General features: G+C 70.3%; 20 protein-coding genes and 1 tRNA gene. 7 read left to right on the forward strand and 14 right to left on the reverse strand.

Features of this window, described 5'->3' with window-relative positions; all coding sequences use genetic code 11:
• The 4 genes from PARJ55_RS24035 to PARJ55_RS0114595 all read right to left on the reverse strand — a co-directional run.
• Positions 1–153, reverse strand: a 153-nt coding sequence (locus tag PARJ55_RS24035; protein ID WP_156929446.1) for a helix-turn-helix domain-containing protein, incomplete at its 3' end; no start/stop codon positions are given.
• A 181-nt stretch (positions 154–334) separates the two neighbouring features.
• Positions 335–410, reverse strand: a tRNA-Ala gene (locus PARJ55_RS0114585).
• Positions 411–730: 320 nt separating this feature from the next.
• Entirely contained in the window at positions 731–1,705 is a 975-nt protein-coding gene (locus PARJ55_RS0114590; protein ID WP_028713705.1) for a glutathione S-transferase family protein, read from the reverse strand.
• Positions 1,706–1,774: 69 nt separating this feature from the next.
• Positions 1,775–2,218: a co-chaperone YbbN gene (locus PARJ55_RS0114595; protein ID WP_028713706.1), complete on the reverse strand. Its 444-nt coding sequence runs from the start codon at positions 2,216–2,218 to the stop codon at positions 1,775–1,777.
• A 66-nt stretch (positions 2,219–2,284) separates the two neighbouring features.
• Here PARJ55_RS0114595 and PARJ55_RS0114600 point away from each other — a divergent pair, with 66 nt between their 5' ends.
• Together PARJ55_RS0114600 and ald are read left to right on the forward strand one after the other, a co-directional pair.
• Positions 2,285–2,632 carry a metalloregulator ArsR/SmtB family transcription factor gene (locus PARJ55_RS0114600; protein ID WP_051416288.1) on the forward strand — a complete coding sequence of 116 codons (348 nt, stop codon included), beginning with the start codon at positions 2,285–2,287 and terminating at the stop codon, positions 2,630–2,632.
• Between the two features lie 250 nt (positions 2,633–2,882).
• Positions 2,883–4,001, forward strand: coding sequence for an alanine dehydrogenase (ald, locus tag PARJ55_RS0114605; protein ID WP_028713708.1), 1,119 nt, complete (start codon positions 2,883–2,885; stop codon positions 3,999–4,001).
• Here the strand turns inward: ald and PARJ55_RS22225 are convergent.
• Positions 3,973–4,698 (reverse strand): Crp/Fnr family transcriptional regulator, encoded by a 726-nt coding sequence (locus PARJ55_RS22225; RefSeq protein ID WP_051416289.1) that lies wholly within the window; start codon positions 4,696–4,698, stop codon positions 3,973–3,975. The genes ald and PARJ55_RS22225 overlap by 29 nt on opposite strands.
• A gap of 143 nt (positions 4,699–4,841) precedes the next feature.
• Between PARJ55_RS22225 and PARJ55_RS22230 the strand changes: the two genes are divergently transcribed.
• The 5 genes from PARJ55_RS22230 (at position 4,842) to PARJ55_RS0114635 (ending at position 9,669) form a co-directional block, all read left to right on the forward strand.
• The gene (locus tag PARJ55_RS22230) at positions 4,842–5,906 is read left to right on the forward strand and encodes a hypothetical protein (protein ID WP_051416290.1); all 1,065 of its coding nucleotides are present in this window, start codon (positions 4,842–4,844) and stop codon (positions 5,904–5,906) included.
• Between the two features lie 246 nt (positions 5,907–6,152).
• A complete protein-coding gene (locus tag PARJ55_RS0114620) occupies positions 6,153–7,919 on the forward strand; it encodes a tetratricopeptide repeat protein (RefSeq protein WP_028713709.1) in 1,767 nt (588 codons plus the stop codon).
• Between the two features lie 132 nt (positions 7,920–8,051).
• Positions 8,052–8,579 (forward strand): hypothetical protein, encoded by a 528-nt coding sequence (locus PARJ55_RS0114625; protein WP_028713710.1) that lies wholly within the window; start codon positions 8,052–8,054, stop codon positions 8,577–8,579.
• Positions 8,576–9,121, forward strand: coding sequence for a hypothetical protein (locus tag PARJ55_RS23025; RefSeq protein WP_051416291.1), 546 nt, complete (start codon positions 8,576–8,578; stop codon positions 9,119–9,121). Before PARJ55_RS0114625 ends, PARJ55_RS23025 begins: the two co-directional genes overlap by 4 nt.
• Positions 9,118–9,669, forward strand: coding sequence for a hypothetical protein (locus tag PARJ55_RS0114635; RefSeq protein WP_028713711.1), 552 nt, complete (start codon positions 9,118–9,120; stop codon positions 9,667–9,669). The genes PARJ55_RS23025 and PARJ55_RS0114635 overlap by 4 nt, the downstream gene beginning before the upstream one ends.
• Here the strand turns inward: PARJ55_RS0114635 and PARJ55_RS0114640 are convergent.
• The 9 genes from PARJ55_RS0114640 to PARJ55_RS0114680 all read right to left on the reverse strand — a co-directional run bounded on the left by PARJ55_RS0114640 (position 9,641) and on the right by PARJ55_RS0114680 (position 18,645).
• Positions 9,641–10,966 carry a hypothetical protein gene (locus PARJ55_RS0114640; protein ID WP_036714275.1) on the reverse strand — a complete coding sequence of 442 codons (1,326 nt, stop codon included), beginning with the start codon at positions 10,964–10,966 and terminating at the stop codon, positions 9,641–9,643. The two genes, PARJ55_RS0114635 and PARJ55_RS0114640, sit on opposite strands and share 29 nt — an antisense overlap.
• 54 nt (positions 10,967–11,020) lie before the next feature.
• Positions 11,021–11,692: a hypothetical protein gene (locus PARJ55_RS0114645; protein WP_036714262.1), complete on the reverse strand. Its 672-nt coding sequence runs from the start codon at positions 11,690–11,692 to the stop codon at positions 11,021–11,023.
• A 78-nt stretch (positions 11,693–11,770) separates the two neighbouring features.
• Positions 11,771–12,172 (reverse strand): hypothetical protein, encoded by a 402-nt coding sequence (locus tag PARJ55_RS22240; protein ID WP_051416292.1) that lies wholly within the window; start codon positions 12,170–12,172, stop codon positions 11,771–11,773.
• A 135-nt stretch (positions 12,173–12,307) separates the two neighbouring features.
• Complete coding sequence (locus PARJ55_RS0114655; protein WP_028713714.1) at positions 12,308–14,203, reverse strand: sigma-54-dependent Fis family transcriptional regulator; 1,896 nt, start codon at positions 14,201–14,203, stop codon at positions 12,308–12,310.
• 80 nt (positions 14,204–14,283) lie between these two features.
• Entirely contained in the window at positions 14,284–15,357 is a 1,074-nt protein-coding gene (locus PARJ55_RS0114660) for a 2,3-butanediol dehydrogenase (protein WP_028713715.1), read from the reverse strand.
• A gap of 11 nt (positions 15,358–15,368) precedes the next feature.
• Positions 15,369–15,698: a carboxymuconolactone decarboxylase family protein gene (locus tag PARJ55_RS0114665; protein WP_028713716.1), complete on the reverse strand. Its 330-nt coding sequence runs from the start codon at positions 15,696–15,698 to the stop codon at positions 15,369–15,371.
• Positions 15,695–16,483, reverse strand: a complete 789-nt coding sequence (locus PARJ55_RS0114670) for an SDR family NAD(P)-dependent oxidoreductase (RefSeq protein ID WP_028713717.1) — start codon at positions 16,481–16,483, stop codon at positions 15,695–15,697. Before PARJ55_RS0114670 ends, PARJ55_RS0114665 begins: the two co-directional genes overlap by 4 nt.
• 49 nt (positions 16,484–16,532) lie before the next feature.
• Positions 16,533–17,636 carry an acetoin dehydrogenase dihydrolipoyllysine-residue acetyltransferase subunit gene (locus tag PARJ55_RS0114675; RefSeq protein WP_028713718.1) on the reverse strand — a complete coding sequence of 368 codons (1,104 nt, stop codon included), beginning with the start codon at positions 17,634–17,636 and terminating at the stop codon, positions 16,533–16,535.
• A 1-nt stretch (position 17,637) separates the two neighbouring features.
• Positions 17,638–18,645, reverse strand: a complete 1,008-nt coding sequence (locus tag PARJ55_RS0114680) for an alpha-ketoacid dehydrogenase subunit beta (protein WP_028713719.1) — start codon at positions 18,643–18,645, stop codon at positions 17,638–17,640.
• Positions 18,646–18,658 lie beyond the last annotated feature (13 nt).

Here is an 18,658-nt window from a genome sequence, read left to right on the forward strand (position 1 = left end):
CCGCCTGACCTCGGCCGTCCGTCGGTAGCCCGGTGGCACCGAGAAGGTCATCATCTTCGCAACCGTGTCACGCGAGATGTTGAACACCCGCGCCGCTTCCCGCTGGCTCATGCCTTCCGCGCAAGCCTGGCGAACTCTCAGATATAGGTCCACGCTGTAAATCCTCACGCCCTCCCTGCCGCCGCAGAAAGGGAATAGGTGGACGACTTTTACGCCGCCCGCAGCAGCACCAAGCCACCGCTACCGTGGACGAATTTCTCACCGCCGTTCTCAGCCTAGGCAGCAAGGCAGAGATTTCCGCCTATCCTGTTGAAATACAATGATATATTTAAACTGGTGGAGCCAAGGGGAGTCGAACCCCTGACCTCTTGAATGCCATTCAAGCGCTCTACCAACTGAGCTATGGCCCCACCGGAGGTCTCGGGCGGCGTCTCCGGCGCCCGTGTGAGGCGTCGTATAGGAGGGCGCGTCGGCGGGCGCAAGCGGAAAAATACAGCCGTCGGGAAAATTTCTCGGGGCCGGCGCAGCGCCTTTGAAAGCCCCGGTTCCGCCCCGGAAATCACCTCCCTCCGGCCTCCCATTCCGGCCGGGCCCTGTTCGGCCTGCTCGTCATCCTCCGCGCGGACGCCGATCGACATCTCCAGATCCAGGAACGGCGACCGGCGCGATTATCGCCTGGCTGGTGCGGGCAGACTTGTCAGTCCAGGGGAAAACCCTGCGGCGCCTCGTCTCAACCCCGGCCGTGCGGCTCCTCCCAGTCGATCAGAGGATTGATCGGGACGATGCGATGCGGGTTTATCGTGACGTGGCTGTAATGGTAATGCCGCACGATATGGTCGAAATGCACCGTCTCGGCGACGCCGGGCCATTGGTAAAGCTCGCGCGTCCAGCCCCAGAGGTTCGGATATTCGCGCAGCCAGCGGCGGTTGCATTTGAAATGCGTGTGATAGACCGGATCGAAGCGCAGCGCGGTGGTGAAAAGCCGCCAGTCCGCCTCGGTGATCCGGTCGCCGCACAGGTAGCGGTTGGCGCCCAGATGGCCCTCGAGCCAGTCCACCGTTTCGAACAGCGGTTGCACGGCCTCGTCATAGGCTGCCTGCGAGGTGGCGAATCCGGCCTTGTAGACGCCGTTGTTCACCCGGTCGTAGATGCGCTCGTTCATCGCGTCGATGCGCTCCCGCAGGTCGGCCGGGCAATAGTCGTCGCGATTGCCGGTCAGCCCGTCGAAGGCCGAATTGAACATGCGGATGATCTCGGCGCTTTCGTTGCTGACGATGGTGCCCTGCGCCTTGTCCCACAGCACCGGCACCGTCACCCGGCCCGAAGCCTTCGGATCCACCTTCAGGTAGATGTCGCGCAGGTAGGGCAGGCCGAACAGCCGGTCTCCGGTCGCGCCGGGGAAGTCGGTGGCGAAGGTCCAGCCTTCGGACAGCATGTCGGGATGCACGGCCGAGACGTCGATATGCGGCGCCAGCCCCTTGATCGCGCGAAAGATCAGCGTGCGATGCGCCCAGGGGCAGGCATAGGAGACATAGAGATGGTAGCGCCCGCTTTCGGGGCCAAAGCCGCCCTTGCCGCTGGGACCGGGACTCCCGTCCGGGGTGATCCAGTTGCGATAGGCGGTCACGCTGCGCTGGAAACGTCCACCGCTGCTTTCCGTGTCATACCATTCGTCATGCCAGATGCCGTCGATCAGTTGGCCCATGTCGTCCTCGCCCGTCTTGCTCCGGCCTCCAGCTTAACCGAGCGTGCCGCCGGGGCAACCGCGCCGCCCTCAGCCGCGCAGCCGCGCCTGGGCCCAGCCGGCGATCGAAGCCGCGTCCATGGCGCCGGATTGCCGCGCGATCTCGCGCCCGCCGCGATAGAGAAGCAGCGTCGGGATGCCGCGGATGCCAAGGGCGGCGGCGGCCTGCGGCTCGGCCTCGGAGTTCAGCTTGATCAGCCGCATCGCCGGTTCCAGAAGGGCGGCGGCGCGGGCGAATTCCGGCGCCATCATCCGGCAGGGGCCGCACCAGGGCGCCCAGACATCGACCAGAACCGGGATCGAACTGCGGCCGATCTGGCGCTGGAACATCCGTCCGTCCACCTCGGCCGGCTGGCCGGAAAACAGCGCCTTCCGGCATTTGCCGCAGCGCGCGGCGGCCGGATCGCGCGCGGGCGGCAGGCGGTTCACCGCGCCGCAGGCGATGCAGACGATCTGGCTGTCCGGGCCGGGCATGGTCGAACCTCGTTGTTCCGGGCGGGCAGCTTGACCATATATTCGGAATCGTGTAGGTATGCAAGAATGACCAGCGACACCCAGCCAGACTGCTCCCGACCCGATGCTGCCGGGATCGACCCGGAGGCGATGCGCGCGGCTGCGGCCGAGGCCAGCGAGTTCCTGAAATCGCTGGGCAACCAGCACCGGCTGATGATCCTTTGCGCGCTGAGTTCGGGAGAAAAGTCGGTGGGCCAGCTTGCCGCTTTTCTGGGCATCCGCGATTCGACGGTCTCGCAGCATCTGGCGCTGCTGCGCCGCGACCGCATCATCGCCGGGCGCCGGGACGGGCAGGTGATCTGGTATCGCATCGAAAGCGAGCCGGCGCGGCGGGTGATGGCGGTGCTTTACGCCAGTTTCTGCACCGGCGGCTGATCGCCGGCCGAGGCCGCCGCTCTTTCTCCGCATCGATTCGGGCATTCCGCGCGCCGCGGGGCCGGAAACGGGGGCGGCATTGCGCCAATCGGCTTGACGATGGAAGGATCTTCGATTCTTCTCGCCATCCGGAGGGTCCTGTTCCGTTCGGGCGCGCCAGCCGGGGCCATCTTCGCAACAGCTTGCGGGCCAAGCAGGGCAGACTGGTCGCGCACCCGCACCGAAACCAGCGCGAGGAGAGGAGATGAGCATGAAGATCGGCTGCCCCAGGGAAATCAAGCCGCAGGAATTCCGCGTCGGCCTGACGCCGGCCGCCGCCGCCGAAGCCGTGGCCCACGGTCATCAGGTCCTGGTCGAGACCGATGCCGGGCTGGGCGCCGGTTTCGCGGATCAGGACTATCTGGCCGCCGGGGCGCAGATCGCGCCGGACGCGGCCTCGGTCTTTGCCGCCGCCGACCTGATCGTCAAGGTCAAGGAACCGCAGGCCCAGGAACGCGCCATGCTGCGGCAGGGGCAGGTGCTCTTCACCTATCTGCATCTGGCGCCCGATCCGGCGCAGACCCGCGACCTGCTCGACTCGGGCGTGACGGCCATCGCCTATGAGACGGTGACGGATGCGCGCGGCGGCCTGCCCCTGCTTGCCCCCATGTCCGAGGTGGCGGGGCGCTTGGCGCCGCAGGTCGGCTCATGGGCGCTGCAAAAGGCCAATGGCGGGCGCGGCGTGCTGCTGGGCGGGGTGCCGGGGGTCCGGCCGGCCAATGTGCTGATCATCGGCGGCGGCGTGGTCGGCGCCGCGGCGGCGCGGGTCGCGGTCGGCATGGGCGCGAACGTGACGGTGATGGACCGCTCGCTGCCCCGGCTGTCCTGGCTGGACGACCTGTTCATGGGCAAGCTGACCACCCAGCACGCCAGCGCCGCGGCGACCGCCGAGCTGATCCAGACCGCCGACATGGTGATCGGCGCCGTGCTGGTGCCGGGCGCGGCGGCGCCCAAGCTGGTGTCGCGGGCCCAGCTGGAAACCATGCCGCGCGGCGCGGTGCTGGTCGATGTCGCCATCGATCAGGGCGGCTGCTTCGAGACCTCGCGCCCGACCACCCATCAGGACCCGATCTACGAGGTCGATGGCATCGTCCATTACTGCGTCGCCAACATGCCCGGCGCGGTGGCGCGGACCTCGACCCAGGCGCTTGGCAATGCCACGCTGCCCTTCCTGCTGGCGCTGGCCGACAAGGGCTGGCGGCGCGCGCTGGAACAGGACCCGCATCTGCGCGCCGGGCTTGCCACGCATGAGGGGCGGCTGACCTCGCCGCCGGTGGGCGAGGCGCTGGGGCTGGCGGCGGTCACTCCGGACGAGCTTCTGGCGGGCTGAACGCGGGCGGGGCGGCCGTTTCGGCGGCCTGCGGGAACAGCGCCTCGGGGCGCAGGATGCGCAGGAAGCGGCGGCCGCTCTCGATCACGCCCTCGCGGCCAAGCTTGGCCAGGTTTCGGCTGATCGCCTCGCGGTTGGCGCCGACGATATTGGCGATCTCGGCATGGGTCGGCAGGTCGCGCAGCACGCGGCCGCGCTCAAGCCCGCCGCGCTCCAGCGCGATGCGCAGCAGATAGGCGCGCAGCCGCTCCTCGACGCTGAGCGAGATCAGCGCATGCACCCGGTCGGTCAGGCCGTGGATCTGGCGCACCAGATGGCCCATGATCGCTTGCCGCACCGAGGGATGGGTCCCGATCAGCTCCAGCAGCAGCGCGCCGGGCATCTCGAACAGCGTGCAGGCGCTGCGGGCGTAAAGCGACAGCGAGCGCGGGCTGCCCGACAGCACCGACAGCTCGCCGCAGGCGCAGCCGGGCCCGATGTCGCTATAGACGATCTCGCGCCCGGCCTGCGTCCAGTGCACGGCAAGCACGCGGCCCGACAGCACGAACAGCACCGTATCGCCCGGATCGCCGCGCTCCAGGATCAGCTGTCCCTGGTCGAACTGCCGCCGCCTCAGGGCGGCCTCGATCGGGGCCAGATCCCGCGGCGTCAGCCCGGCAAACCAATCCAGATCGCCCAGCCCCAGCGTTTCCGTCATCACCCGCGCCCTGTTCCGGTGTCATGGCCTCGATCCGGCCGGTTGCAGGTCGAATATGCCGGCTCTGTGCGTTCGCGCACTGATTGTGGCCGATCGATACGGCAGGAGCAAGGCGCAACCATGACAGCCCGAGAGCCGCCGCAATGTCCAAGCCGCCATGCACAGCCGTCCATGCCCCCGATCTTCCGGCCCTGACCGGGGCGGCCCTGCATCGGCTGGCGATGACGGCGCTGCTTTTGCAGGTCCGGGCCGGCTTGCAGGGCGGGCAGCCGGGCCCGGTCTGCGGGCGCGGCACCGGCGCCATGGAGGGCGCGGCCGCCAAGGCCGAGGCCGATCTGCGCGCCATGTCGCGCTATTGCCTGGACCATCTGCTGCCCCGCACCCGCAGCCTGCTGGTCCAGGCCGGGACGCTGGCCCGCGGCCTGGCCGCGCCGCCCTGCGAGGCCGCGCAGCTGCCGGCGCTGCTGAAGGCCGCCGCGGGCGATCTGGATCGCTGCCGCTCCATCCTGCGCGGCCATACCCGCACCGCGCCGCGCGGCGCCGGGATGATCCGGTTCAGCGCGCAGCGGCTCTGGGGCGCGCTGGCGGCCGAACTGCACCGGACCGAGGGCTCCGACGGGCCGATGATACAGGCCTGCACCCGCATCGAGGAACTGGCCCAGAAGCTGGCGGCGGCGGTCGAGGCGCTGCTGGAAGCCGGGACCGAGATGCCCTTGGCGCAGCGTCACCGGCTGGGCCGGGCGCTGATCGGCGCCGCGGCCCGGGCGGCGGCGGGGAACTGGCGCGGCGAGGCGCTGCTGGGGGCGGCGGGGCCTCATGCCGGCCGGCTGTCGCGGCCGGCCGCGCTGCTCGACCGGCTGGAATTGGACTATCGCGGGCTTCGGGCCGGCAGCGTTCCGGTGGCGGCGGCGCTGGCCATCGCCACGCAGGCCAGCGCGCAATCCGCGGTCGCCGCCCGGCTGGAGCAGGACCTGCAAGAGCTGGACCGGCTGCTGGGCGGACTGGCCGCCGATTACCGCGCCATGGTCAAGCTGGCGCAGCGGGGGCAGGGCAGGGCGGCGGTGCTGCGGCGGCTGGACCTGGATGCGCCCGCCTGGCGCGAGGCGGCCCGCGCCCTTGCCGAACCGCTGGCGCTGCTTGGGCCGGCCGCCGAAGCGCCATCGCAGCCCGGACCGACGCCTGCGCCCCCGCCGATGGCGCGGGCCTGACGGGACGATCCGACAACGGCAAGGCGGCGTCGCTTTCGGTCCGGCCGGTCCGGCGCGCACCGCCGGCGCGATCCCGGTTCCGGCCGGCTGCTCCGCGCGCGGCGGCACCCGTCCGGCCGGTTCCGCCTGTCGGGGAGCCGCCCGCTTCCGGGGTTTCCGCACTTGACAGTTCAGTTCAGGGCGGATTTCACGGTCTCCGGCAGGCATTGCCGCCATGCAGGAAAGCCGGGAGCCGATGTCAGGGTGATGAGCGCGCAGTCCGATCTGTCCGGTCCCCGGCTGCTCACCGTGCTTTATGCCGATGTGCACGGCTATACCGGGCTGGTCGAGCGGGACGAGGCCGGCACCGTCGCCCGGCTGGCGCGCTCGCTGCGCCTGATCCGCCGGCTGGCCGGCGATTACGGCGGCTCGGTGGTGAATACCGCCGGCGACGGGCTGGTGGCGGTTTTCGAAAGCGTCCACCAGGCGCTGCATTTCGCGCTCGAGATGCAGCAGGAACTGTCGCAGGACGCGGCCTGGACCGGCGGGGCCGAGCCGATCGCCTATCGCATCGGCATCTCCATCGGCGAGGTCTTTGCCGGCAGCGACGGGGTCTATGGCCACAGCGTCAACCTGGCCGCGCGCATCCAGAGCTTCGCCGCGCCCGGCGGCGTCTGCATCACCGAAGCGGTCTATCGGCTGGTGCGCGGCCATCCCGACCTGGTCCTGCGCTCGCTGGGGCGCAAGCGGCTCAGGAACATGACGGCGCCGGTCGAGATCTATGCGGTCGGGCTCGCCTCGGCGGCGGCGGGGCCCCGCGCGATCCCTGCCGCGCCACCGCCTGCCGCCGGGACGCTGGCCTTGCCCGATGCCTCGCTGGCGGTCTTGCCGCTGGAAAACCTCTCGGGCGACCCGAACGACCTGCATCTGTGCCGGGGCCTTGCCGCCGATCTGATCACCAGCCTCAGCCGGTTCCGGCACCTGATGGTGATTGCCCGCCATTCCGCCTTCCTGGCGGCGGCCGAGGTCGCGTCGCTGCGCGAGATCGGCCGGCGGCTGGGGGTGCGCTATCTGCTCGCCGGCAGTTTCCGGCGCGTGGACAGCCGCATCAGGATCACTGCGGACCTGATCGAGGCCGAGACCGAGAACACGCTCTGGTCCGAACGCTACGACGGGGCGATGGCGGGCATTCTCGACATCCAGGACGATATCGCCGCCACGACCGCCGCACGCGTCGCCCTGCGCATCGAGGCGGCCGAACGGCGCCGGCTGGCCGAGCAGACCCACCCGGCGCTTTACGCCTATGGGCTGGTGCTGCGCGGGCTGGAACTGGACTTCCGCTTCCGTCCCGAGGCGAACCTGCACGCGCGCCGCCTGTTCGAGCAGGCGCAGGAGCTCGATCCGCTCTATGGCCGCAGCTATGCGGCGATGTCGCGGACCTTCAACGTGGAATGGCGCTACAACTGGAGCAGCGATCCGCAGGCGGCGCTGGACCGGGCGCTGGACCTGGCGAAGCGCGCGGTGGAATGCGACGGGTTCGACGCGCGCGGCTTTTCCGAGATGGGGCTGGCGCATCTTTACAAGAAGCAGCACGCCGAGGCGACGTCGGCCTATGAGCATGCGCTGGCGCTGAACCCCAACGACGCCGACCTGCTGGCCTATACGGGGGATTGCCTGGCCTATGTCCGGCAAGGCGAAAGGGCGGTGCGGCTGATCCGGCGGGCGATGCGGCTGAATCCCTATCACCCGGACGCCTATCTGTGGTTCCTGGGTGACGCCCATTTCCACATGGGCGAATATGCCGAGGCCATCGAGGCGCTTTCCCGCATGCGCGACGGTTCCGAGGCGCATCGGCTTCTGGCCGCCAGCCACGCGCTGCTGGGCCAGATGGACGAGGCCCGCCACCATGCGCGCGAGGTGATACGCGTGCACCCGAACTTCACCATCGCGCATTGGCGCAAGGTGCCGCCGCTGCAGCATCCCGAGGATCTTGAGCTTTATGTCGATGCGCTGCGCATGGCCGGGCTGCGCTGAACCGGGGCGGTTTTCCGGCCGGATTCCGCCGACCCGGCCGCCCGCGTCTTGAGCTTGCCCGGCGGCTTGCGCCTTAATTCCCGCATGACGGGTAAGCAACGGGCCTCTCTGCTGCGGCGTCTGAGGGTGCGCATGGCCGCCTCGATCGGGGTCGCGGCCGCGGTGCTGCTCGGCCTTTGGCTGAAGGTCGAGGAAGCGCGGGCGCCGCAGGAGCCGCCTGCGGTGGCGCTGGGGCAGCCGGTCGATCTGGGCCGGACCGAGATCACGCCGCTGTCGCTTTCGCTGGCACCGCCGGAACGCGAGGGCGAGCCCCGGCGGCTGCTGTTGCGCGCCCGGCTGCTGAACCTGACCGGAGAGACCCAGTCCGCCGTCTTCGGCTTTCCGCCGCACCCGCCCGAACTGGCTGCCGCAGGCGTGGCCTGGCCCGAGCCGGAGGTCACGCTCGACCGCGACGGCGAGCTGCTCTGGCACCTGCAGCCGCGGCTGGCCGAGCGGGTGACGCTGGCCTGGCGGGTGCCGCCGGGCTGGCAGCCCGGGCCGGTCTCGCTGACCTTCCAGCGGCAGACCTTCAAGCTCAGGGACAATCTCTATGGCAAGTCGAGCTGGCTGCTGTTCCAGCCCGCCGGCCGCATGGCGACCACGCCAGAGGGGGCGCCATGATCCGGGCGGGGCGCGTCCTGATCGTTCTGGCCGGGGCGGCGCTGCTGGGCGCCATGATGCAGAGCGCGCCGGATTATGACAGCACCGTGCAGCCGTTCCGCAGCCCTGTCGCGGCCGGCGAAACCGGCGAGGCGCGCAGCTTCCGGGCCCGCTTCACCGGCATGCGGCTGGCCGAGCGCATCGCCTTTCGCCGCTATGGCCGCGATCTGGTCCGCGACAGCGACGGCCTGTTCCTGATCGCCGAGATCGAGGCCGAGGCCAGGCTGGCCTCGCAGCGCCTCGACGCGGTCTGGCAGGGGGCGAGCGGGCGGCGCTATGCGCTGTCGCACCGCGCCGAGGACATTCCGCGCGGGCTTGAAAGCCGCTGGTTCCAGCCCGGCCTGACCGACCGCGCCATCGCCGTCTTCGAGCTGCCCGAGGACGAGGTCGCGGGCGGGGCGCTGGTGCTGACGGGCAGCACCAGCGCGGTCTTCGACAGCGCCCTGCACCTCGCCCCGCCGGCCTTGCCCGAGCGCCAGCCGATCATCCGGTTCGCGCCATGAAACACCTGCTATGGATCATCCTTGCCGCGGTGCTGCTGCTTGCCAATGTGGTGGTCGCCGGCTGGACCGAGATCGCCGACCTGCGCCGCGCGCGCGAATGGCAGGTGACGCAGGCGGGCGGGGCGGGGGCCGAGCTGCGCGGCGTGCATGTCCGGGTCGATCAGGTCTGGGCGGGAACCGCGCCCAACCTGCCCGAGCGGGCGCTGGTCCTGGTCCGCCTGGCGCTGCGCGGTCCCGAGGCGGCGCGGCATGGCTGGGCCGGCTGCGATGTCGGCCTGCGCGACGCCGCCGGCCGGCAATGGCTGCCGCTGACAAGCGCCGATGCCGAAGGGGCGGTCCGGGTGATCGCACCCGACGGCGAGAACATGGGCCGTTGCAACCCCTTGCCCCATGACGCGCCGCCCGAGGGGCAAGAGATTCTGTCGGACCAGCTTTTCCTGGTGCCTGCCGAGTTGCTGAAGGGGGCGCGGCTGCGCGTCTCGGCCTTGGGAACGCGGCCCGAGGCGCTGGAATTCCCGGTCAGGCCGGTGCTGCGCGATCTGCGCTAGCGGCCCGGGCCGCCTGCGCCCGCCCGGCCAGCTCCAGCCCGGCGGCGAGGATGCAGAACTGCAGGACGCAGACCAGCACCCCGTCCTGCTGCTGGCCCGGCGCACCGAACAGCAGGTTCAGCGGATATTGCGCCACCTGCCAGACCCGCAGGTCCTGCGGCCCGATCAGCTCGGCCAGCCCGATCCAGGCCCAGCGGCCCGCCCAGTCGGCCAGCCGCCACAGCACCAGCACCGAGACGGTCAGCGAAAACCCCGCCGATCCGGCCAGCAGCACGCCGTTTGCCACCGCATGCCAGCGCCTGACCAGCCCGGCCCAGAAATGCCCGAGAAAGTCGGTCAGCGGTTTCGGCAGCCCCTGCCAGCGGTCCAGCACCTTGCCGGCCGAGCGCCGCGTCTCCTCGGTCATGAGGTTCAGGTCGTGGCCGTAGACGATGGCACCGAGGTTGAACCAGATCAGCGGCAGCAGCGCATACCAGAACAGCCGCACCAGCCAGGGCCAGGGCTGGAAGGCGGGCGGCCAGTCCACCGGGCGGCGCGCGGCATCGACGACCTCGGCCGCGGCGGGCGGGAACAGGCTCTGCCACAAGGCGCCGGGCGAGGGCAGCTGGGCCAGCCATGCGACGAAGCCCTCCTGCCAGCCCGCGATGACGTAAAGGCCCAGCACCGCCCAGCTCGCCTCGCAGGCGACGACCAGCAGCGGCCAGATCCCGGCCTCGCTGCGCTTGTGCATGGCTTTCGCGCCGCGCCGGATCGCCCAGATCAGCAGCACCGCCGCCACCACCCACAGCGTGCTTTGCACCTCAAGCGCGGTGGGCGCCCGCTCGGGCGAGACCTCCGTGAAGTCGATGCGCTCCATCGAGGTCGAAAGGAACGCCTTGGAATAGTCGCGCAGCGTGTTCCCGAGCAGGCCCCAGCCGGCATAATAGCCGTAGAACGGGATCAGCACCGCCAGAAGCGCCCCGGCCAGCATGCCGATGCCGGGCCGGCCGTCGGCCGCCTCCGTTCCGGCGGCCGGCGCCTCGCGGCGGCGTCTTGCGCGAAAACGCAGCACCGGCAGCCCATCGCGCAGGATCACGAACATGGCGACGAACAGCACCAGTTGCAGCAGGATCACCGGCACCAGCGCGATCAGCCCGGCCAGCCGGTCGGCGAAGCCGATCTCGACCGCCAGCATCATCAGCAGCGCGCCGAGCAGGGTGCCGGCCAGCCAGGTGGCGGCCAGCACCGCGCCGTAGTTCCGAAACAGCCGCGCCGCCAGCAGGACATGCTGGCGCAGGATCTTCAGGTCCCCGGTCATGGCCGCAGGATCGCAGGATCGCCCGCGCATCGCAAGCCTGGCGCTGGCGGCGGTTCAGGATCGCGCGTCGTCGGCGTGGCGTCCCAGCCCGCCAAGACCCATGCCCATGCCCATGCCGCCGCCGCCCATCGCGGCACCGCCGCCGCCGCCCCCGCCGGTCTTGCCGCCGCCTTCGCCGCGCCCGCCCCGGGACGAACCGCCCTGCTGGCGCGCCGGGCCCTGCAGCGGAATGGTCACGTCCCCGGGCACCGGCGCCAGGTCCAGCGCCTTGCGGATGAAATCGCGCAGCGAGACGACCAGCTCGGCGGTATGGATCGGCCGGCCGGCGGCCATTTCGGCCGCGGCATGGCTGGCCAGGCGGACCTGTTCCTCGGTGCCCAGCAGGATGATGTCGGACAGCGCCGCCTCGACCGCGTCGCGGATGCGGCGGGCGCGGTCCGAGCCGCCGGCCTCTTCCGCGCCGGCGGTCTGGGCCTGCTGCCGCAGGTCGCGCAGATGCGCCGGATCGACCAGAAGCTCGCCGGTGAAAGAGCCGCCGAGCACCTTGTAGGCCGCGATCAGCGTGCGCAGGCGCTCGTTGATCTGGCGGTTCATGCGCTGCTGGCGCTGCTGGATGGTCAGCAGCATCAGCACCCGGATGCCCACGCCGATCAGCGTGAACAGCGCAAGGCCCAGCAGCGTCGTCAGGATCCCCTGCCACGAGCTGAAATCGAAATAGCGCATCATCCATCCCCCTTTGGCCCGGCACGGACCTTTATCCCATCGCTTCGGGGCGCTGCGCCAGAGGGTTGTCCGCGCCGCCGGTTATTCCAGCTTGCGGCGCAGGTCCGTCTCGCGGGCGCGCAGATCGGGGGTCGGCTCCTCGCCGCATTCCTCGCTTTCGAAGATCGCGCGCAACTCCGGCTCGCCGCTGCGGAGGGGGCCTGCCTCGCCCGGTCCAGCGCCTCCTGCCGCGAGCCGACCTTCCAGAGCCAGAAGCCCGCCACCGGCTCCCTGTCCCGGCGAAAGGCCCGTCGAGCACCACCGGCCCGGCGGCGCCGAAGCGGATGCGGTGGCCGCGGCTGCTGCGGTGCAGCCTCTCGCCGGCATCACCCCCGCCTCGGCAAGCCTTTCGTTGAAGCGGGTCATTTCCTCCAGCTCCCGGCTGGTCGGCCTCACGCCGGCCTCGCTGTCCTCGTCGGCCCTGACCAGTGCCATGGCGCGCATGATCGTCTTCTTTCTTCGATCGCAGCGGATGCAAGGGCCAACGCATGGCCGGCCAGCGCGGGAACCGACATGCGAGCCCGATTTTTTGCTCCGCTCCTTTCGGATATTCCGGCGGCCGGGCCAGGAACCGGGCGGTCAGCCAGCGGCCGGGCCACCTCTTGGATCCTCGTTCAGGCCAAGCCTGCGCATGCGGCGATAGATCGTGCTGCGGTCCACCCCCGCCTGCCGCGCCACGGCCGAGATATTGCCCTCGCATTCCGCGATCAGCCGGCGCAGCCCGGCGCGCTCGGTCCCGTCGGGGCCGGGTCGGGCGGTCGCCTGCGCCGCGCCGATCTCATCGGGCAGATCCTCGGGGCCGACCGTGGCGCCGTCGCAGAGCGCCGCGCAAAGCGTGCAGAGATTGACGATCTCGCGCACATTGCCGGGCCAGTCATGCGCCAGCAGCAGCACCATGGCCTGCGGCGAGAAGCGCGGCCTGCCCTCGGTCGCGGCGGCGATGCGGGCGATCAGCCATTCCAGGTCTGCCCGCGCCCGCACCGGCGGGATGTCCAGCACCAGCCCGTTCAGCCGGTAATACAGGTCCTGCCGGAACCGCCCCTCGGCCACCAGCCCGGCCAGGTCGCGATGCGAGGCCGAGATGACCCGGATGTCCACCGGCTCGGCGCGGGTGGCACCGACCGGCAGCACCTCGCGCTCGGACAGCACGCGCAGCAGCCGCGCCTGCAGGGCCAGCGGCATGTCGCCGATCTCGTCCAGGAACAGCGTGCCGCCATGCGCCTCGCGGATCAGGCCCTTCTTGCCGCGGGCATGGGCGCCGGTGAAGGCGTTCGGGGCATAGCCGAACAGCTCGCTTTCGATCAGCGCCTCGGGCAGGGCGGCGCAGTTGATCGCCACGAAGGAACCCCGCCGCCGGGACGAGGCATGCATGGCGCGGGCGATGAATTCCTTGCCGGTGCCGGTCTCGCCGCGCAGAATGACGCTGATCTGGCGGTCCACCACCTTGGCGGCGCGCTCGGCCAGGCGCTGCATGGCCGGGTCGCCGCCATGGATCGCGCGCAGCGGCTGGGGCAGGCTGGTCTCCGCGGCCCGGCGCGGCGGCGCGGTGGGCGGCACGGCGCGGGCAAAGATCAGCCCGCCGGCCTGCATCTCCAGCGCGCCGTCGACCGGGGCCATGGCGCGCGACAGCTTGGGCAGGTCGTCCAGGTCGCAGGCGAAGATGTCGTCGAAGCGCCGGCCGATCAGCGCCTCGGCCGGCCCGCCGGCCAGAAGCTCGCGCGCGTTGTTGGTCATGCCGCTGATGCGGCCCCCTGCGTCGATGGCGACCGCGGCCATCGGGTCCACGTCCAGGAATTCGGGCGAGGGGTTCAGCCGCAGGATCCAGTCGGCGCGGTGCCGGCGCACCAGATTGGCCATCTCGATGCGGCGGGCGCAGGATTTCATCACCTCCAGCGTCAGCGCCTGGCTCATCTTGTCCTGCGGCGCCTGCAGATGCGACAGGTCCAGCACCCCGATCAGCCCGCCGCGCGTGTCATGCACCGGCACGGCGGTGCAGGACAGCGGCGTCAGCGCCAGGTCGAAATGGTCGGTGCGATGCACGGTGATCGCCCGCCCGGTGGCGAGGCAGGCGCCCACGCCGTTGGTGCCGACATGGCTTTCATGCCATTCCGAGCCGGCGATCAGGCCGGCATGGCGCAGCTCGCGGTCCAGTTCCGCGTCGCCGATGGCATCGACGGTCACGCCGCGCGCATTGGACAGCAGCAGGACATAGCCCATCGTGTTCACGCGGCGGTAAAGGTCCTCCATGCCGTGCCGGGCCATGCCCAGCAATTCCTCGGATTCCTGGCGGTGCTGGCGCAGTTCCTGCTGGGTGACGATGCGCGGCCCGGCATGGCGGCCGGGGTCGAGCTGGTGTTCGTTCACGCAGCGCCGCCACGAGGCCAGCACATCGGCATCGCGGCGCGGCGAAGGTTCGCCCTCGGCCACGCGAATGACTTCAAGGACATGCGTCCCGGTATCCGGCATTCCCCGCATCGGCTCCTCCCAAAGCCCGGCGCGACCATAGCACGGGCCGGGCCGCGCCGGGGCAGAAATCTTGCCGCAGGCGCGGGCCGTCAGCGCGACAGGTCGATCAGGATCTTCAGCTGGCTGCCGGCCGGGTCCAGCAGCGCCTCGAACCCCTCGGCCACCGCCTCGTCCAGCGCGATGCGCTTCGTCACCACCCGCCTGGCCGGGATCGCGCCCGAGGCGATCAGCTCGATGGTGCGCGGCCAGCCATGGGTCGGATAGCACCACGAGCCGCGGATCTCGGCATCCTTGAAGGTCAGCTGGAAGAAATCCACGCTGCCCTTGCCGGGATGCAGGCCGGTCTGCACGATCACCCCCTGCTTGCGCACCGCGTCCAGGCAGGATTGCAGCGCCCGTTCATTGCCGACGCATTCCAGCGCCACGTCGCAGCCGATGCCGCCTTGGGTGCCGGCGCGCACCCGCTCGCCCACATCCTCGCGCGCGGGGTTGATGGCGACGACACCCGGCACCACCTCGGCGGCGAGCCGCAGCCGCGTGTCGTTCACGTCCGACACGAACAGCCGCGTCGCGCCGAAGGCCCGCGCGGTCAGCAGCGCCAGGATGCCGATGGGCCCGGCGCCCGTCACCAGCACCGAATCCCCGGCGGTGATCCGGCCCCGGTCGCAGGCATAGACGCAGACGGCGGTCGGCTCGACCAGCGCCGCCTCCTCGTCGCTCATGCCGTCGGGGATCTTCTCGACATTGTAATCGTTGAGCAGCGCCATCTCGGCCATGCCGCCCGAGACCCAGGACAGCCCGACCAGCGCCAGACTGCCCGAGAGGTTGTGCCAGCCGCGGTCGGCGAAATGCTCGCCGCCGCGCGGCATGATCAGCGGCTGCACCGCCACCCGGTCGCCGGGCGCCACCTTGGTCACGCCCTCGCCCACCGCCAGCACCTCGCCGCCGAATTCGTGGCCCAGCACCTGCGGGCCATGGGCGCCGGAATAGGGATGCGGCGCGGTCGGAATGAAGATCGGCCCCGAGGCGTATTCGTGCAGGTCGGTGCCGCAGATGCCGACATGGCGGTTGCGGATCAGCACCTGCCCGGGACCGGGCCGGGGCGGTTCGGGAATATCCTCGACCCTAAGGTCCCGCGCGGCATGGAAACGCAAGGCTTTCATGGTGTTCCCCCTTACAATTCGTCAAAGGCGGCCAGCGCCTTGGCGGCATAGACCGTGCCCGGCCCGCCCGACATCTCGATGGCGACGGCCAGCACCTCCAGCAGTTCCTCGCGGCTGGCGCCGTGGGCCTTGGCCTCGCTGGCGTGAAAGACGATGCAATCCTCGCAGCCGCGCCCGATGGCGACGGCGATGGCGATCATTTCCTTCATGGCGGGGCTGACCTTGCCCTCGCGGTTGGCGGCGAGCATCAGCCCGCGGAATGCGGACATGGTCTTGCCGTCGGCCTTGTAAAGCGCGGCGGCGCGCGCGTTCATCTCGGCCAGTTTCTGTTTCGCGCTCATAGCAGCACCATGCCGCCGTCGACGACCAGGCTTTGCCCGGTCATGTAATCCGACCCGGCCGAGGCGAGGAAGATCGAGACGCCGGCCAGATCCTCGGGGCGCGACGGGCGGCCCAGCAGGATGTCGGCCGAGAAGCCCTCGAAAGCCTCGTTGTCGCGTTGGGTCAGCCCCTCGTCCTTGAAGCCCTTGTCGATCAGCTTCCACATGTCGGTGGCGACCACGCCGGGGCAGATGGCGTTGACGCAGATGCCGTGCCTGCCGAAGGCGCGGGCCGCGGCCTGGGTCAGCGCCACCACGGCGAACTTGCTGGCCGAGTAATGCGCCAAGGGCTCGTAGCCCTGCTTGCCGGCAATCGAGGCGGTGTTGACGATCTTTCCGCCGCCGCCCTGGGCGATGAACTGCTTCGCCGCCTCCTGGATGCCGATCAGCACGCCCATGGCGTTCACGTCCATGACGCGGTGCCAGTCGTCCTCGGTGATGTCGTTGAACGGCTTGACCTGGGCGATGCCGGCATTGTTGAACATGGCGTCCAGCCGGCCATGTTCGGCGGCGGTGCGGGCGATCAGCGCGCGCGTGCTGGCGCGGTCGGTCACATCGACGGCAAGGCCGATGGCCTGCCCGCCCGCCTCGCGGATCTCGGCGGCGGTGGATTCGGCGGTATCGGCGGCGATGTCGGCGATCACCACCCGGGCGCCGGCCTGCGCCAGCCCTTCGGCGATGGAACGCCCGATGCCGCGGCCCGCGCCGGTGACGATGACCACGCGGCCTTCGACGGAATTGCTCATCTCTCTCCTCCCATTGCAAAGGGCCGCCCGCGAGGGGACGGCCGGATTGTCAGGCGATGAAGTCGCGGATCAGGCGGTTGACCTCGGCCGATTGCTCCATCTGCACCATGTGGCCGGCGTCCGGGATGACATGGCGCGACGCCCCCGGCAGGCTTTCGGCATGGGCGGCGGGAATGATCGCATCGGCCTCGCCCCAGATCACCTGCGCCGGCACGCCCGAGGCGGCCAGCGCCTCGGCCAGTCGCTCGGCCTGCCGGCCCTCGCGGAACAGGTTTCCGGCCAGTTCGGCCAGGAAATCCTGCACCCCGTCGAGGCGCTTGTATTTCAGCAGGTCCTCGACCATCGCGCGGCTGACCAGCGACTGGTCCCTGAACAGATGCGCCAGCACCGGCTTCAGGTCCTTGCGCCCGGCGGCCTGCACGAAGCCGTCGATGTATTCGGCATTGATCTCGGACCCGAGGCCCGCCGGACAGATCAGCGTGACCGAGGCGGCGCGCGCCGGGTGCTGCGCCGCCAGCGTGCCGGCGACCAGCCCGCCCATGGAATGGCCGGCCAGATGCGCCCTGTCCGCGCCGATATGGTCGAGGAAGGCCAGGACGGTTTCCACCATCAGCCCCAGCCCGGCCGGGCGCGCGGATTTCACCGACTGGCCATGACCGGGCAGGTCCAGCGCATAGACCGGCGCGGCTTCCGCCAGCGCGTCGATATTGAACAGCCAGTTGTCCAGATCGCCGCCGAAGCCGTGGATCAGCACCAGCGGCGCGCCCTCGCCCGGACGCTCGGCATAGCGGATGCGGCCCATGGGCAGGTCGGCATATTGATAGGCGGGTCCGGCATTCTCGTCCTCGTCGCCGGCCGAGGGCGCCTGATAGGCGGCGACATAGGCGTCGATTTCCGCGTCCGGCACCGATTCCGGCGCCATCACCGCCAGCAGCGCGCGCACCGGATAGGTCTCGCCCTCGATGCCGACGCGGCGGCGCAAGAGGCCCCCGTCGGCGGCCTCGACCACATTGGCGATCTTGTCGGTCTCGACATCCATGATCTCGTCGCCGGGCTTGATCTCGGCGCCCTCGGCCACGTGCCAGGCCGCCAGCTTGCCCTCGCGCATCGAGAGCCCCCATTTCGGCATCAGGATCGGGGTGATGTCTGCCATGTCAGTTCTCCAGCGTCTTGCGAACGGCCGCGGCGATACGCTCGGCCGAGGGCACATAGGCGTCCTCCAGCGAGGGCGAGAAGGGCACCGGCGCATGCGGCGGCGTCACCATCTGGATGGGTGCCTTGAGCGCGCCGAAGGCGTCCTGCGCCACGGTGGCGGCGATGTCGGCGGCGATGGAACAGCGCGGGTTCGCCTCGTCCACGCAGACCAGCCGGCCGGTCGCCTCGACGCTTTCCAGCACCGTGTCCATGTCGATGGGCGACAGCGTGCGCAGGTCGATCACCTCGACATCGACGCCGTCCTTCTTCAGCAGCTCGGCGGCTTCCAGCGAGCGGCCGACCATCTGGCCATAGGTGACGATGGTGGCGTCCGCGCCCTCGCGGACGATGTTCGCCTCGCCGAAGGGGATGGCATAGGGTTCCTCGGGCACGTCGCAGGTGCTGGCGTAAAGGTTCTTGTGTTCGAGGAAGATCACCGGGTCGTTGTCGCGGATCGCCTGGATCAGCAGACCCTTGCAGTCATAGGCGTTCGAGGGGCAGACCACCTTCAGCCCCGGCAGATGCGTGAAAAGCGGCGTCAGCATCTGGCTGTGCTGGCCCGCCGCGCGAAAGCCCGCGCCGCACATCGCCCGGATCACCACCGGGGTTTCCGCCTTGCCGCCGAACATGTAGCGAAACTTCGCTGCCTGGTTGAACACCTGGTCCAGGCAGACGCCGATGAAATCGACGAACATCAGTTCCGCCACCGGCCGCAGCCCCGCCGTCGCCGCGCCCACCGCCGCGCCGACATAGGCGCTTTCCGACAGCGGCGTGTCGATCATCTGCTTCGGATGCTTGGCGTAAAGCCCCTTGCTGACACCGAGGACGCCGCCCCAGGCGTCGTCCTCGCCCTGCGCGCCGGCGCCGCCGACGATATCCTCGCCCATCATGATCACGGTGGGGTCGCGGCTCATCTCCTGATCCAGCGCCTCGTTCACCGCGTCCTTCATGCTGATGATGCGTGCCATGGTTTCCCCTCCC

Origin of the sequence: Paracoccus sp. J55, from assembly GCF_000513975.1 — a bacterium.
Classification (GTDB): Bacteria; Pseudomonadota; Alphaproteobacteria; order Rhodobacterales; family Rhodobacteraceae; genus Paracoccus.

Coding starts and splice junctions, on each gene's coding strand:
- PARJ55_RS0114590 (WP_028713705.1), bottom strand. CDS start 1,705: ATGGGCCAACTGATCGACGGCATCTGGCATGACGAATGGTATGACACG.
- PARJ55_RS0114595 (WP_028713706.1), bottom strand. CDS start 2,218: ATGCCCGGCCCGGACAGCCAGATCGTCTGCATCGCCTGCGGCGCGGTG.
- PARJ55_RS0114600 (WP_051416288.1), top strand. CDS start 2,285: ATGACCAGCGACACCCAGCCAGACTGCTCCCGACCCGATGCTGCCGGG.
- ald (WP_028713708.1), top strand. CDS start 2,883: ATGAAGATCGGCTGCCCCAGGGAAATCAAGCCGCAGGAATTCCGCGTC.
- PARJ55_RS22225 (WP_051416289.1), bottom strand. CDS start 4,698: ATGACGGAAACGCTGGGGCTGGGCGATCTGGATTGGTTTGCCGGGCTG.
- PARJ55_RS22230 (WP_051416290.1), top strand. CDS start 4,842: ATGTCCAAGCCGCCATGCACAGCCGTCCATGCCCCCGATCTTCCGGCC.
- PARJ55_RS0114620 (WP_028713709.1), top strand. CDS start 6,153: ATGAGCGCGCAGTCCGATCTGTCCGGTCCCCGGCTGCTCACCGTGCTT.
- PARJ55_RS0114625 (WP_028713710.1), top strand. CDS start 8,052: ATGGCCGCCTCGATCGGGGTCGCGGCCGCGGTGCTGCTCGGCCTTTGG.
- PARJ55_RS23025 (WP_051416291.1), top strand. CDS start 8,576: ATGATCCGGGCGGGGCGCGTCCTGATCGTTCTGGCCGGGGCGGCGCTG.
- PARJ55_RS0114635 (WP_028713711.1), top strand. CDS start 9,118: ATGAAACACCTGCTATGGATCATCCTTGCCGCGGTGCTGCTGCTTGCC.
- PARJ55_RS0114640 (WP_036714275.1), bottom strand. CDS start 10,966: ATGACCGGGGACCTGAAGATCCTGCGCCAGCATGTCCTGCTGGCGGCG.
- PARJ55_RS0114645 (WP_036714262.1), bottom strand. CDS start 11,692: ATGATGCGCTATTTCGATTTCAGCTCGTGGCAGGGGATCCTGACGACG.
- PARJ55_RS22240 (WP_051416292.1), bottom strand. CDS start 12,172: ATGCGCGCCATGGCACTGGTCAGGGCCGACGAGGACAGCGAGGCCGGC.
- PARJ55_RS0114655 (WP_028713714.1), bottom strand. CDS start 14,203: ATGCGGGGAATGCCGGATACCGGGACGCATGTCCTTGAAGTCATTCGC.
- PARJ55_RS0114660 (WP_028713715.1), bottom strand. CDS start 15,357: ATGAAAGCCTTGCGTTTCCATGCCGCGCGGGACCTTAGGGTCGAGGAT.
- PARJ55_RS0114665 (WP_028713716.1), bottom strand. CDS start 15,698: ATGAGCGCGAAACAGAAACTGGCCGAGATGAACGCGCGCGCCGCCGCG.
- PARJ55_RS0114670 (WP_028713717.1), bottom strand. CDS start 16,483: ATGAGCAATTCCGTCGAAGGCCGCGTGGTCATCGTCACCGGCGCGGGC.
- PARJ55_RS0114675 (WP_028713718.1), bottom strand. CDS start 17,636: ATGGCAGACATCACCCCGATCCTGATGCCGAAATGGGGGCTCTCGATG.
- PARJ55_RS0114680 (WP_028713719.1), bottom strand. CDS start 18,645: ATGGCACGCATCATCAGCATGAAGGACGCGGTGAACGAGGCGCTGGAT.